General features: G+C 33.5%; 14 protein-coding genes. 5 read left to right on the forward strand and 9 right to left on the reverse strand.

Annotation, left to right across the window (positions count from 1 at the left end; translation table 11 throughout):
* The first annotated feature begins 10 nt into the window (after nt 1-10).
* Genes ABJD27_RS12970 through ABJD27_RS12980 form a run of 3 tightly spaced genes read left to right on the forward strand, consistent with a single transcriptional unit; the run spans nt 11 to nt 3,578 of the window.
* Nucleotides 11-703 (forward strand): glycosyltransferase family 2 protein, encoded by a 693-nt coding sequence (locus tag ABJD27_RS12970; protein ID WP_348165414.1) that lies wholly within the window; start codon nt 11-13, stop codon nt 701-703.
* Nucleotides 703-2,193: a cellulose synthase family protein gene (locus tag ABJD27_RS12975; RefSeq protein ID WP_348165417.1), complete on the forward strand. Its 1,491-nt coding sequence runs from the start codon at nt 703-705 to the stop codon at nt 2,191-2,193. Before ABJD27_RS12970 ends, ABJD27_RS12975 begins: the two co-directional genes overlap by 1 nt.
* Entirely contained in the window at nt 2,190-3,578 is a 1,389-nt protein-coding gene (locus ABJD27_RS12980; RefSeq protein WP_348165420.1) for a glycosyltransferase 87 family protein, read from the forward strand. Before ABJD27_RS12975 ends, ABJD27_RS12980 begins: the two co-directional genes overlap by 4 nt.
* On the opposite strand, the gene ABJD27_RS12985 is transcribed toward ABJD27_RS12980, so the two are convergent.
* From ABJD27_RS12985 to ABJD27_RS13000, 4 genes are read right to left on the reverse strand one after another with little or no spacing between them, the layout of a single operon-like run.
* The gene (locus ABJD27_RS12985; RefSeq protein ID WP_348165423.1) at nt 3,565-5,202 is read right to left on the reverse strand and encodes a phospholipid carrier-dependent glycosyltransferase; all 1,638 of its coding nucleotides are present in this window, start codon (nt 5,200-5,202) and stop codon (nt 3,565-3,567) included. The two genes, ABJD27_RS12980 and ABJD27_RS12985, sit on opposite strands and share 14 nt — an antisense overlap.
* 5 nt (nt 5,203-5,207) lie before the next feature.
* Complete coding sequence (locus ABJD27_RS12990) at nt 5,208-5,822, reverse strand: lipid-A-disaccharide synthase N-terminal domain-containing protein (RefSeq protein ID WP_348165426.1); 615 nt, start codon at nt 5,820-5,822, stop codon at nt 5,208-5,210.
* Entirely contained in the window at nt 5,815-6,534 is a 720-nt protein-coding gene (locus ABJD27_RS12995; protein WP_348165429.1) for a glycosyltransferase family 2 protein, read from the reverse strand. Before ABJD27_RS12995 ends, ABJD27_RS12990 begins: the two co-directional genes overlap by 8 nt.
* A gap of 42 nt (nt 6,535-6,576) precedes the next feature.
* A complete protein-coding gene (locus tag ABJD27_RS13000; protein WP_348165432.1) occupies nt 6,577-7,422 on the reverse strand; it encodes a pseudouridine synthase in 846 nt (281 codons plus the stop codon).
* A gap of 258 nt (nt 7,423-7,680) precedes the next feature.
* Here ABJD27_RS13000 and ABJD27_RS13005 point away from each other — a divergent pair, with 258 nt between their 5' ends.
* A complete protein-coding gene (locus ABJD27_RS13005; protein ID WP_348165435.1) occupies nt 7,681-8,295 on the forward strand; it encodes a biopolymer transporter ExbD in 615 nt (204 codons plus the stop codon).
* A 26-nt stretch (nt 8,296-8,321) separates the two neighbouring features.
* Here the strand turns inward: ABJD27_RS13005 and ABJD27_RS13010 are convergent, their stop codons facing one another.
* From ABJD27_RS13010 to ABJD27_RS13025, 4 genes are read right to left on the reverse strand one after another with little or no spacing between them, the layout of a single operon-like run.
* On the reverse strand, nt 8,322-9,281 hold the full coding sequence (locus tag ABJD27_RS13010; RefSeq protein ID WP_348165437.1) for a carbon-nitrogen hydrolase family protein: 960 nt from the start codon (nt 9,279-9,281) through the stop codon (nt 8,322-8,324).
* 10 nt (nt 9,282-9,291) lie between these two features.
* The gene (locus ABJD27_RS13015; RefSeq protein WP_348165440.1) at nt 9,292-10,194 is read right to left on the reverse strand and encodes a geranylgeranylglycerol-phosphate geranylgeranyltransferase; all 903 of its coding nucleotides are present in this window, start codon (nt 10,192-10,194) and stop codon (nt 9,292-9,294) included.
* A 27-nt stretch (nt 10,195-10,221) separates the two neighbouring features.
* Nucleotides 10,222-11,160: a mevalonate kinase gene (locus ABJD27_RS13020; protein ID WP_348165443.1), complete on the reverse strand. Its 939-nt coding sequence runs from the start codon at nt 11,158-11,160 to the stop codon at nt 10,222-10,224.
* Between the two features lie 29 nt (nt 11,161-11,189).
* Entirely contained in the window at nt 11,190-12,284 is a 1,095-nt protein-coding gene (locus tag ABJD27_RS13025; RefSeq protein WP_348165446.1) for a diphosphomevalonate decarboxylase, read from the reverse strand.
* Nucleotides 12,285-12,363: 79 nt separating this feature from the next.
* Here ABJD27_RS13025 and ABJD27_RS13030 point away from each other — a divergent pair, with 79 nt between their 5' ends.
* Nucleotides 12,364-12,840, forward strand: coding sequence for a TspO/MBR family protein (locus ABJD27_RS13030; RefSeq protein WP_348165449.1), 477 nt, complete (start codon nt 12,364-12,366; stop codon nt 12,838-12,840).
* 91 nt (nt 12,841-12,931) lie between these two features.
* Here the strand turns inward: ABJD27_RS13030 and ABJD27_RS13035 are convergent, their stop codons facing one another.
* Nucleotides 12,932-14,143: an NAD(P)/FAD-dependent oxidoreductase gene (locus ABJD27_RS13035; RefSeq protein ID WP_348165452.1), complete on the reverse strand. Its 1,212-nt coding sequence runs from the start codon at nt 14,141-14,143 to the stop codon at nt 12,932-12,934.
* Nucleotides 14,144-14,447: the final 304 nt, after the last annotated feature.

Genomic DNA, 14,447 nt, shown 5'->3' on the forward strand with positions numbered 1-14,447 from the left:
CTACCTAATTATGAATCCCATCATAAAAGTTATTATTCCAGCTTATAATGAGCAAGATTCTATAGGTCTCGTTATACAAGATATTCCCAAAATAGTACATGAAGTTATTGTTGTGAGTAATGCATCTACAGATCAAACAGATGAAGTTGCAAAAATAGCAGGAGCCACGGTATTAAGAGAGAATACACCAGGATATGGTAATGCATGTCTAAAGGGCTTAGAATATGTAGCAAACTCATCAGACACAACAGATATTATTGTTTTTTTAGATGGAGATTATAGTGATTATCCTGAACAATTAACTCAAATTATAACGCCTATTATTGAGGAGGATTATGATATGGTTATTGGAGCTAGGGATAAACGTTTTCGCGAAAGCGGATCTATGACACTTCCACAAATATTTGGAAATTGGCTTGCTACAACATTAATGCGCTTGTTTTTTAAAGCTCGATTTACAGATCTAGGTCCATTTAGAGCAATGAAGTATACGAGTTTACTCGCATTACAGATGGAAGATAAAACCTATGGTTGGACTGTAGAAATGCAACTCAAGGTTTTAAAGAAAAAAATGAAATACATAGAAGTACCTGTAAAGTATCGTAACCGCATTGGTGTTTCTAAAGTCTCAGGAACAGTAAAAGGTGCTATCTTTGCTGGCATAAAAATCTTAAGTTGGATATTTAAATATAGTTTTAAATAATGCTATTAGAATTCATAATCATTACGATCTACACCATTGCTTTGCTTATCATATTTGCATATAGCTTATCGCAACTTAATTTGCTATTTAACTATTTGCGTGCACAACGCAAAAAGGACAATGTCCCCAAGTTTGACTTATCAGATCCTAATCAAATACCGTATGTAACCATACAACTCCCAGTATACAATGAATTGTATGTTATGGAGCGCTTATTAGATAATATTGCATTGTTAGAGTATCCTAGCGACAAGTTAGAAATTCAAGTACTCGATGATAGTACTGATGAGTCTTTACAATCTACAAAAGAGCATATTGAACGTTTACAAAAAACAGGTCTTGACATTAAACATATAACTCGCAAGGACCGTTCTGGCTTTAAAGCTGGCGCTCTTAAAGAAGGGCTTGTAGATGCCAAAGGAGAGTTTATTGCTATTTTTGATGCAGATTTCCTTCCAGAATCTAACTGGCTCAAACGTACTGTTCCATATTTTATAGATCGTAATATTGGTGTTGTTCAAACACGATGGGGACATATCAATAGGGATTATTCATTATTAACAAAGGTACAAGCCTTTGCCCTTGACGCTCATTTTACCTTAGAACAAGTAGGAAGAAACAGTAGAGGTCATTTTATTAACTTTAATGGCACTGCTGGTCTATGGCGTAAGCAATGCATTCTTGATGCAGGAAACTGGGAAGGTGACACCCTAACCGAAGACCTTGACTTAAGCTATAGAGCTCAACTTAAGAATTGGAAATTCAAATATCTTGAAGATGTAGAGACTCCTGCAGAATTACCTGTAGTAATAAGTGCTGCACGCTCTCAACAATTTAGATGGAACAAAGGTGGTGCTGAGAATTTTCAGAAAATGGCTAGTAAAGTAGTCAAAAGCAAGAACATGTCTACAAAGACTAAATTTCACGGAATATTACATCTACTTAATAGTACCATGTTCTTAAATGTTCTTATTGTAGGATTACTTAGTATTCCTATGTTATATATTAAAAATGAATACGGACATCTCAAAACGTATTTTGTGGTGATGAGCTTTTTTGTAACAAGCACCATTATCTTTTTTATATGCTATTGGTATATGTTTAAGAGCATCTATGGAGGAGGTTTTAAACAGTTTATACGATACATAGGAATGTTCTTTACATTCTTTAGTATTGCGATGGGTTTTTCTCTTCATAATTCTATTGCAGTTATGGAAGGTCATCTTGGAAAACGAAGTGATTTTATACGTACTCCAAAGTTTAATATCAATAACTTAAAAGATAGCTGGAAGGATAATAAATACATTAAAAAGAACATTTCTTTTAATGTTATTATAGAAGGAATCCTTATGTTATATTTTGCATTTGGAATGTACAGCGCTTTTATTGTAGGAGATCAAGGTGGTGATTTTGGACTTTTCCCTTTCCATTTTATGTTATTTATAGGATTTGGATTTGTGTTTTTTAAATCATTAACGTCAAAAGCGTGATCCCTCAAATCTGGAAATATCACAAACTTCCATTACTTCTTGCCTTACTATCGCTAGTATTTTACTGGGTATTTGCATATGACCTTGTACGCAATGATTTTATAAAATTACTTTCCCTGTATGCAGCCTTATTTTTTCTTTTTTATAAAATAATTCAATTAGGGAAAACAGATTTTTGGTTACTAGCCTTTATTGCTTTTATCTTAAGGCTCATCTTCCTACCAGTAATACCTAATCTTTCTCAAGATTTTTATCGCTTTATTTGGGATGGCAGAATGCTCTTAGAAGGATTTAATCCATACTTAACGACTCCCTTAAGTTATGTAGAAGCTGGAACTATGGACGTAGTTGCCCAAGCAAATCAGCTATATACTGGAATGGGAGACCTCAATGGAAGTCATTATACAAACTACCCTCCTGTTAACCAATTATGCTTTGCAATAGCGGGATTGTTTTCCGGTAATAGTATTATAGGGTCTGCTATTGTTTTTAGAATTATTATCCTTATTGCAGATATGGGAATCATTATCTTAGGAAAAAAACTCCTACAGAAAATGGGACTGCCTATCCATGCTATTTTTTGGTATGCGCTTAACCCATTTATCATTATAGAAATGACAGGAAATCTTCATTTTGAATCTGTGATGTTATTCTTTGTGATTTGGTCTCTCTATTTACTCTATAAAGGAAAATGGTTTTGGAGTGCTGTATTACTAGCATTTTCTGTCTCTGTAAAATTATTACCTTTATTATTCTTACCACTTTTATTTCAATTTTTGCTTGCGCGAAATAACACTTCGGATAGAAACCTATTCCTGAATTTTAAAGGATGGAAAAACGCCACCCTATATTACCTTGTTGTTTTAGGAACTGTCGCACTCACATTTGCTCCATTTCTCACAGGTGATTTTGCAAAGAACTTTGGAGCCTCCATTGCGTTATGGTTTCAAAATTTTGAATTTAATGCGAGTATCTATTATATCATACGTTGGTATGGTTTTCAAACTGTAGGATGGAACATCATAGCAGATGTAGGTCCTTTACTACCTCGTTATGTAGTAGGGTTCTTATTACTCTTAGCATTCTTTAGGAAAAACAAAACTTTAAAAGCGGCTATCACTGCCATATTACTTGGCATCTCATTTTACTTCTTACTATCTACAACAGTACATCCTTGGTATGTAGCAACACCATTATTACTTTGTGTCTTCACAAAATATCGCTTCCCTCTTATATGGAGTTTTACAATTATATTAAGTTACTCAGCATACGGCCCTGAAGGTTTTAAAGAAAATTTATGGTTGGTTGCTACAGAGTATGTGATTGTATTAAGTGTGTTCCTTTGGGAAGTTTTCAGGAAGGGAAAAAAACCTATTTTGGTATAGTCAACTTATACACATATCCTACTTTACGATCCTTGTAATTTCCAGAAGTAGGAAACTCGTAATTCAAATCTATAGGATAAGGTGTTTCATATAAGAAATTATTAATATCCTTATCTGTAGTAATATTAAATCTACAACCATAGCAATCTAACACATAAAAAACAGTTCCCTCTGGAAGATCATGTAAGCTATTAATCACTTTTATTTTCCTTCCACTTGACCATATCATTTCTGGTGTAATATTTTGATATGCATATATTGTCTTACTACTCTCTATATTGTGATATTGCACAAAATCATCAAAATCAGAATACCCAACATTTACAATCTTATTATGACTACGTAAAACACCTAGGCTATATATGATCAGAACAACCCCAACAATGAGCGTTACAATGACATGTTTTATTGATTTTTGGTATAACTTTTTGAGTAATAAGACACCTACCACACTTAGTAGTCCTAAAAGGATAAAAGTAACTATTGGCACATTAAGTTTCTCTTCTGCAATAACCAAGTACACAAAGACCAAAGGAATATTAAAAAATGCGAGTCCTATTACTCCAAAAGAAAAATATACAGGGATTGTCTCACGTTTATCTTTAAGTTCTTTAAAACGACGTATTAAGTATTCTATGTAAAAACCCGCATTGATTGCTAGCGGAATCAAAACAGGCATAAGATACCTTGATTTTTTCTCTGGGATAATAGAAAGTAAAACAACAATCAATAATGTCCATAAAAGTGTGAACTGGTACATTTTCAAGTTAGAAACTCGTGTTTTTAAATAAGGGTATAATAGACTTATAAACGCTGGAATTGTCCATATACCACTTTGTGTAAAAAAACTCCAGTAATAATAAAAAGGGCGCACATTATAACTTGTCCAATTCCCAGTTTCTTTAGCTGTTATTGCATTAAAAATATCTGGATCTACATAACGTACATAAAAATACCAACTAAAGCCTAGTGCTAAACCAAGAATTAAAATTATAGGCACAGTGATCCATTTTTTCTTATGAATTTCTTTCCTATATACAACACTATAAGAAATCAAAAATGGTATTAATAATGCATACACCGATATAGGACCTTTACTTAATATAGAACAACCTATAAAGACAATAGTCAGAAGTATATATTTAAAACGTATTCTTTCTGATATAAACACCTGTATAATACTATAAATAGCGACAAGCATAAAGACATGTGCATAAATATCCCAAGGTGCTTCAAAAATAATAAGGGTCACATAAAATGATGTTATTCCTATCAGGCCATTGAGAAAGCTATGTTGTTTAGAAAGGGTAAGCTTTCGCGAAAGCGTATATAACATCGTTCCCAACAGCATAATCATTAATACAGCTGGCAATCGTAAAGCCCAAATATTTTTGATTCCAAAAATCATCCCTGATAATGCTGTTAGCCAAGTAGGAAGTGGAGGCTTTTGATATCTTGCCTCTCCATTCATTGTCGTGAGAATCCAATGACCATCTGTGAGCATTTCGCGAGCAGTAATATAATTACGAGCCTCCATAATAGTAACTTCAAGGATATCCAAAAATGGCAATAGCAAAACAGCAACTATAAGAATAATGCTCAGTATGGGCTGTTTTTGTATCATACTAATTAGACTTTCTTTCTATACAACATAATATTACGCGTATAGATAATTGCACCCATAACATTAGATATAATTAAGACAACATCTTGCCTAAAAACAAAATATGTAAGTGTCATAAGTCCACCTAGAAGACTAATAATCCAAAATCCTAAAGGTAGTACAGCTTCTTTGTTTTCTTCAGCATATATCCATTGATACACAAATCTCAAAGTAAAAACAATTTGAGCTATAACACCTAGTATTAATAGCCATTGTTCAATATCTGGATTGTCTAATAGAGTATCAATTCCATAATCGTCATGACTAAATCCATAGGTAAGAATTGTCAAAGGAATTAGAAAGAATAATAACCGACTCCATCTAGGGATTCTCTTCCATTGGTCTTGAATTTGGAGATTCCGTATATAAATAAAATACGTCAACACTTGTCCTAACATCAATGCAAAATCTACACGTAAATAGCCATAAATAAATAGCAAAAATGAACCTGAAAGACTCAACCACCAAAAGAAAAGCGGCGTCACCGATTTTTTTTTCTTCTCCGAAAGAATCCATTGAGAATACATTCTTGCTCCAAAAAGGAGTTGTGCTATAATTGCAAGGATAGAATATTTATCCATGGTCTGTTTTTTCCACGGTATAATTAATATACTTTTTTCTCATCCATAGATATGCAAAACAATCCATCAATGGTCCTAGTAATCGATTCCAGATTCCAAATTTTGCTTCGCCAGCAATACGAGGAAAATGTCTTACAGGCACTTGTTTAATCTTCCCATTTTGAAGTAAAATCATCGCTGGTAAAAAACGATGCAACCCTCTAAACATAGGAATCCTTTTTGCATATGAAGTTTTGATGATTTTGAGAGGGCAACCTGTATCATCCATCCCATCATGAGTAAACGCTCTTCGTATACCATTTGCTATTTTGGAAGACATGTTTTTTACAAAACCATCTTTACGGTCTGCTCTTACACCAGTAACCAGATCGTAATCTTCCATCTCACTAAGCAATGTATTAAAATCATCTGGTGTCGTTTGGAGATCTGCATCTATATATCCTACAAGCTCTGTATTTGTATAATCAAAGCCAGCTTTTATAGCTGCACTTAATCCTGCATTGTGTGTAAAAGAAATGTATGTAAAGTTTGTATTACGAGAACATATAGCTTCTATAAGTTTTTGACTTTTATCTTTAGAACCATCATTTACAAAAAGAACTTTACTTTTTATAGACGAAATCTCGAAGAACTTTAGAAATTCTTGCTCTACACGCTGAAGGTTATCTTCTTCATTATATACAGGAATTACAATAGTAAGTCTATACGACATAAAACAGGGTTAGATAGTCGCAAGATACTTTTTTCTAAAAAACTACACCATTTTTAAATTAATGACTTCTTGTTTAGTTAGATGACGCCAATTACCACGGGGTAGATCTTTTTTAGTAAGACCAGCTATAGTCACACAATCTATCTTTACAACCTCATAATTTAAATGTTCAAAAATTGTTCGGATAACACTATTACCTGTATGTTTTATCTTAAGACCTACTTCTTTTTTAGAAGCACCCTCGACAAAACTTACTTCTTCTACGCTTATTTTTTTACCTTCTACAGTAAGCCCTTCATTAATGCGTTCTATATCTGCAGATTTTAAATTCTTAGAAAGCTCAACATGATATAATTTTGCAACACCAGTTTTAGAATTTGTAAATCGTTTTTGCACCTCATCATCATTAGTAAAAAGTAGCAAGCCAGTTGCATTACGACCTAATCTACCTATAGGTTTGATACGTGCATTTGTAGACTTTGCAATAAGATCCATTACCGTATTGCCTTTTTCATTACTTGTTGTTGTTGCAAATCCTTTAGGTTTATTAAGCAACACATATGCTTTAGGCTCTGGATTGATACGGCGCCCATCAAAACGCACATCATCTCCTAGTTTTACTTTATACCCCATCTCATTTATCACCTTCCCATTTACAGTAACATTCCCAACAGAAATGTACATATCTGCTTCACGGCGAGAACATATTCCTGCGTTTGCTACATACTTATTTAAACGTATCGTACCATCATCCTTTCTTGGAGGGTTTGGTTTTGCTTTTTGATCTCTTTCTGCTTTATTTTTTGCATTAGATCGAGCATCCTTTTTATTTCCCTCTAATCTCCCCTTAGGTTTTCCTTTTCCGTTTCTAGGCGTGCCTTTATTCATGATCTTTTCTATTTGAGTGCAAAGGTAGGCTTAAACTACGAAATACAAGTCAAGAAATACTCTTGATGCAATTCTATGGCATATCTATTGATACAAATTAAAAACACACACATCATACGTACAAAAACACATCAGTACAAATAAGTACACGAAAGACTTTCATAATAGACAAACTGCCACACCATACTATTTGATATAAAACAGATACCAACCAAATGGAGCGTTTTATTCTAATAATTAATTTTAAAAACCATCAGTATGTCAAAACGAACAGCACCCGAGGTTAATGCAGGATCTATGGCAGATATTGCCTTTTTATTGCTTATTTTTTTCTTAGTAACTACCACTATTGACAAGGACAAAGGCATTGTACGATATTTACCTATAACCGATACAGTCCCCATACCTGTAAATGAAAGGAACATTCTCATCATTCATATTAATATAGAGGGAGATTTTTTTGTGAATGAAAAAATCACACCTATTGGAGAAATATCAAAAATAGCAACAGATTTTATAGATAATGGAGGCGCTATAAATGATGGTAAAAACCCATATTGCACATACTGCAAAGGAAAACGCAGTCCTACCTCATCAGATACCCCTCAAGAAGCAGTCATTGCTATTTCTGCTCATCGAAAATCTGCTTATAAAGATTACATCGCATTACAGAACGAACTAGCTAAAGCTTACAATAAATTACGTAATCGAGAATCTCAACGATTATTTAAATATGATTATACAATGGTCAAAAAAGAGATACAAGAAGGCCATTTTAAAGGCAATCTAGAAAAAACAAAAACACAGCTTAAGGAAGTAAAAAACCTTTATCCTTTACTCATTACTGATGCGGAAGCAAAAAAGCAAGAGTAATTATAAGCTATAATCACTCCCATTTGTTATGACAATTTGATCGTACTTTGACGTTCTCTATTTACTTGAAGTTGCGTAACATCTGGGCGTGAATAATGCCCTACTGCATCAAAATTTTGTCGTTCTTCATACACACGGTTAAAATCAAGTGTATGGTATATATTTCCTTCTGTAGTAATATCTGGATGAACAATAAATTCTCCGTCTGGTCCAGCGATGCAAGATCCTCCATTTGACAACAACTCTGGAGCTTCTTTTAACAACTCTTCAAGATGGGGAGTATCACTTGGAAAATCTGATATTTTCATACGACTCGATACAGAAATGACAAAAGAACGTGATTCTCTAGCTATAAATCGAGTAATATCTTTTGTATTATAATCACTTCCTGGCCATACTGCAATATGTAAATTTTCTCCTTGTCCATACAGTGCTGCACGTGGTAATGGCATCCAATTTTCCCAACAATTTAATCCCCCTACTGTAAATTGTTTTAGAGGGTGTACCTGTAATCCATGACCATCACCTGGAGCCCACGTTAATCGCTCATCATAGGTAGGCTGTAATTTACGATGTACTGATTGTATTTCTCCTTGTTGGTTAATATAGACAAGAGAAGCATATAAACTATGACCACCTCTATCTTGAGGACGTTCTATAATTCCTAGGTAAATGGCTATATTATGCTTTCGCGAAAGCGCACATACTTCCTCTAAATCCCCAGCATCTATATCGACACAATTACGAGCATAATGTGCATGAAGTTCTTTTACAACAGTTTTATTCCATTCTGCACCACCTGTAAGAGCCAACCAATACGGATACCCTGGTAATACTCCTTCTCCAAAAACGATAAGCTCTGCTCCCTCTTGAGCTGCTTCTGTAATAGATTGTTTTATTTTATCTAAGGTTCCTTCTTTATTAAGCCAAACAGGAGCAATTTGTGCTAAGGCTACTTTAAGATGATTCTCTGGTATTGCAGTCATAGAATGGGTATTATATATGGTCTAAAAAAACACGTATATCAAGTAGTAAAATACAAAATACACCTGCTACAATTATAAATTTTAAAATCGTATGGAGTACAAGGTAATGTAGTTTTTCCTTAGAGCGCCATAAGACTAGTAGGAAAAGTAACAGTAAAATTACACTTGCATAAAAATAAAAATACATATACCCCATCGCAAAATCGTTTACTAAGTAATAAGCGGGGATAATTGTAAGTCCCGCAAGTATGGTTAATAACCATTTTGAAGTATTTGTTCCATACACGATAGGGATTGTTTTATAGTTTTGAGTAAGATCTCCTTTTATATTTTCTAAATCTTTTACAAGCTCTCGCATTGTAATTATTAGAAACAAAAAACTAGCATGTATAAAAATGACGGTATCAAAATTCTTATGATACACAAAGACTGCAAAAAAAGGAGTAATCGCTAGTATTGCAGCAACTAGATTACCTATAAAAGGTCTTTTTTTAAGTTTATGAGAATAGAACCAAATACCAAATATATAGATCGCAAAAAATATAACGGCTCTAAATGACACATAACTGGCTGCAATAGCTGCTAAGAAGTTCAGCACAAAGTAGAACGAAAGTTTTGTGTTTTGACTTACAAGACGATCTAGCATTGTTTTACGAGGCCTATTGATAAGGTCTTTCTCTGAATCGTAAAAATTATTAATGATATATCCTGCTGCGATAGTTGCTGCAGAAGCTAGTACAAGCATAAAAAGATTTAGATCAAATACAATCTCACCTAATGTCTTTCCTGATGATAAAATAAAAATAGAAGCTAGATATTGTGCAAGTACAATAACCAAGATGTTATATCCTCTCACTACGGAGAACAAACTAAACATCTTAAGAAGTCTTCGTTTGTTTTTTCGCGAAAGCATATACAAATACCTTATAAAAAGAGGTGATTAAAAATTATAAACAACTTCTAGTTTATAACCATTTAGCGCTTTACGTGCCTTGTTTATATCTTGAGTAAATCCTAAGATATAACCACCGCCACCAGAGCCACAAAGTTTAAGGTAATAATCATTACTCTCTATACCTTGTTTCCAAAGCGTATGAAAAGCTTTAGGAATCATAGGTTTAAAGTTACTAAGAACTACTTTTGAGAGTTGTTTTACATTACCAAATAACGACTTCACATCTCCTTTTAAGAAATCATCTACACAAGCATCAGTATGTTTTACAAACTGATCTTTAAGCATATTTCGAAAACCTTCTTGCTTCATGTTTTCCATAAATATGTTAACCATAGGAGCAGTCTCTCCTACAATACCACTATCCAAAAGAAATACAGCACCACTTCCTTTTTGTTCTTGAGAAGGAATCCCAGCAGGTTCTATATTATCCTTACTATTAATAAGAATAGGTAAACTTAAATAACTATTTAAAGGATCTAGTCCTGATGATTTTCCATGAAAAAAAGACTCCATCGCACCAAAAATAACTTTCAGTTTTAAAAGCTTCTCTCTTGTTAGGTTTTCTAGTACTGTAATTTTATCAGTCGCATACTTATCATATATAGCAGCAACTAAGGCACCACTACTTCCAACTCCATATCCTTGAGGAATACTTGAATCAAAATACATTCCTTTTTCTAAATCTTTAGAAAGTCGATCATTATTAAAAGAAACTAAGCCCTCTTCTGACTTTGAAAGTTCTGATAAGTACATAGCAAATTCTCTCAACTTTACATTAGAATCTAATGCTTCCGAAGAAATATTATCATCACACTTAAGTGCGCCATTGTAAAAATTGTAAGGGATAGAGAGTCCTTTTGAATCTTTAATGATTCCGTATTCTCCAAAAAGAAGAATTTTAGAATAAAATAAGGGGCCTTTCATAGATGTAGGTTAACTGAGTATATACAAAGTTACAATTTTTTTGCTCCATTTCCCACGCAATCATTAATATACTGTCCATTCTGACAATATTTTGATAATTCTTTTTCTATAAAAAGTTGTATTTCTTCCTTCTCATTTTTGGGGTATAACACATGCACATTTGCTCCTGCATCTAGCGTAAAGCATACCTTAGAACCTGTTTCTTCTCTATATGCCCATATATGATTTATGATTTCTAGCGTCTTAGGTTTCATTAATATAAAATAAGGATGACTTGTCATCATCATCGCATGTAATGTAAGAGCTTCACTCTCTACAAGTGCTATAAATGCATCTAGGTCACCTGATTTAAAAATGGTTTTCATTTGCGATAGATTATCATAGGCTTGTGAGAATCTAGCATCTGCAAAAGCATGTCCATGCATGAGTCCGTGTCCTACAGTACTACTTACTTGTTTCTCTCCTTTATCTACGAGTAAAATTGTATCTTGATACTCTAGAAAGTTAGCGTGTATTTCATAAGGATATTGTGTCCCAAAAAGATCACTACTATGCTCAATTTCTTTATGCCCTCCCCAAACGATAAGCGGCCCTTCTATACTTCTACAAGCACTTCCAGATCCTAAACGAGATAAGAAAGATGCTTTTTTAAAGAAAAAGTGAGCATCAATTAAGTGTGGATTAAGAAGTCTTTCCATATCCATAAGACACAACGACAATGCACTCATACCGGAAGCAGAGGATGCAATTCCAGAACTATGTGGAAAAGAATTTGAAGTTTCTATCTTAAAAGAATACTCGTGTATAAACGGTATGTATTTTTCGACTCTTTTAAAAAAACTTACAATCTTCGGTTCAAATCCTTCTTCTCTTTTACCATCCAAGTACACTTCAAAATCAAAGCCTTTTGATTCTTTTTTCGCATAATGTAACGTCGTCTTGGTATGACAATTATTCAACGTAAAACTTATACTTGCGTTTTGCGGTAATTGTTCTCCGTGTTTTCCCCAATACTTAACCAGCGCAATATTACTAGGGGATTGCCAACTCACAGAACCAGAAGAAAGCGTATCGTGACTCACAACGCTAGATTTTAAAATAAAAAAATCATCCATTTTATCCATACAAATTTTGGCAAAGATAACTTTTGTCTATCTATTATTACTATGGAAGCTTTTAGGACTTTTTTCATAAATTGGTTGTATGAAAAAGCGCCTCCTTATAAAAATTACAATCTCAATCATTCTTTGCCTTAGCATAGGAGGCATTGGGTCTATTGCTACACAATCTAGTATAGGAGATTGGTATGTAACTATTAACAAACCAAGTTTTAACCCTCCTAATTGGATTTTTGCTCCTGTATGGTCAGTCCTTTATATATTAATGGGAATTGCTGTAGGCTTGGTTTGGCACAAAGGTTTTTATCACAAATGGGTTCAAACTGCTATCTATCATTTTGGGTTTCAACTTATTTTAAATGCGATGTGGAGTATTTTATTTTTTGGAATGCAACAACCTGGATGGGCACTTATAGAAATCCTTATTTTATTTACTCTTATTTTATTTACGATTAAGTGGTTTAAAGTTGTAGATAAACGAGCTGCTTATTTATTAATTCCATATGCCTGTTGGATTGCTTTTGCAACGGTTCTTAATTTTGAGATTTGGCGATTAAACTAATCGTTTATATAATAGTTTTTTTTATTCTAAAACTTCATCGTTAGATCTAAATGATTTTTTTCGCTTTCGCGAAAGCGTATAATACCCCTTTTCAATTTGCAATTGCCCGTGCAACAATATAACCACCTGTCCATGCATTCTGAAAATTAAACCCTCCAGTAATAGCATCTATATTAAGGACTTCTCCTGCAAAATAAAGATTAGAACATATTTTACTTTCAAACGTTTTAAAATTCACCTCTTTTAAATGTACTCCTCCTGCTGTCACAAATTCTTCTTTAAAAGTACTCTTTCCGTGTACTTTATAAATTCCTTGTGTAAGCTCATTACTTAATTGGTGTAATTGCTGTTTATTTAAATCTGCCCACTTCTCTCCTTCTTTAATTCCAGAAGCTAGTAACAAATTTTGCCATAGCCTTTTTGGTAATTCAAATTGCGCATACGTATGTGGCGATTGTTTTGCGTGTTTGTGTTTATAGTCTAATAATTGATCCATCGCATCATCTGCTGTCTGATACAATAACCAATTGATCTTAATACCAAAATGATATTTCTTTTCTGCAAGCTCTCTAGCTCCCCAAGCAGAGAGCTTCAATATTCCTGGACCACTCACTCCCCAATGTGTTATCAACAAAGGCCCTTCCGACCTCAATTTTGAATTTAGAACCTCTACAGAAGCTTCGGTAGATAACCCCATTAAGTCTTTAATACGAGTATCATTTATATTAAAAGTAAATAAAGAAGGAACAGCAGTCGTAATGGTATGTCCTATATCTTCTAGCAATTTCCATACTTTTGGATTACTACCCGTAGCTATAATAAGTTTATCACAAGAAAAATCGCCTTGGGTTGTCTTTACAATCCACAATGCATCTTCTTTATGTATTTTTTGCACCGAATGATTTTTATAGATCTCTACTCCTAATCGATGCGCTTCTTTTAAAAAGCAGTCAATAATAGTACTTGAAGAATCTGAGATAGGGAACATACGCCCGTCTTCTTCTATTTTAAGTTCAACACCTCGTTGCTCAAACCAATCTATAGTATCACCCGTCATAAATGTATGAAAGGGTCCTAAAAGTTCTTTCTCACCACGCGGATAGTTTTTTGACAATTCTTGAGGTATAAATTCGGCATGAGTAACATTACAACGCCCTCCTCCAGAAATACGCACCTTTGTAAGTACCTCTTTTCCTCGTTCTAAAATTAGAATTGATGTATTGGAAATAGTAGAAGCTAGATTAATTGCAGTAAAAAAACCCGCAGCCCCTCCTCCTATTATTATACTGTTCTTATGTGTCATAGGAATCTTTACAAATAAATTTGTGCAAATATACTTTTTCAATTCTTTTACTATTAACAATGTTATTAAACCTTCTTATAGGAATATCATATAAAAAGACAGACATTATACGGTTCTTTTTATTATGCTTACCTTATTATGATTTTTAAAATTTTTGTACTCATAAAATAAATATCACCATGATTTTGATAATTCTGTGCATTCTATTGTAAACACTTGTTAAAAAACGGTAATGAAATATGCGTAAAAATCATACAAAAACGTTTATTCACACGAAAACGTTTTCGTAACTTTAACGCTATAT

It is taken from the genome of Dokdonia sp. (assembly GCF_039945015.1).
Lineage (GTDB): Bacteria > Bacteroidota > Bacteroidia > Flavobacteriales > Flavobacteriaceae > Dokdonia.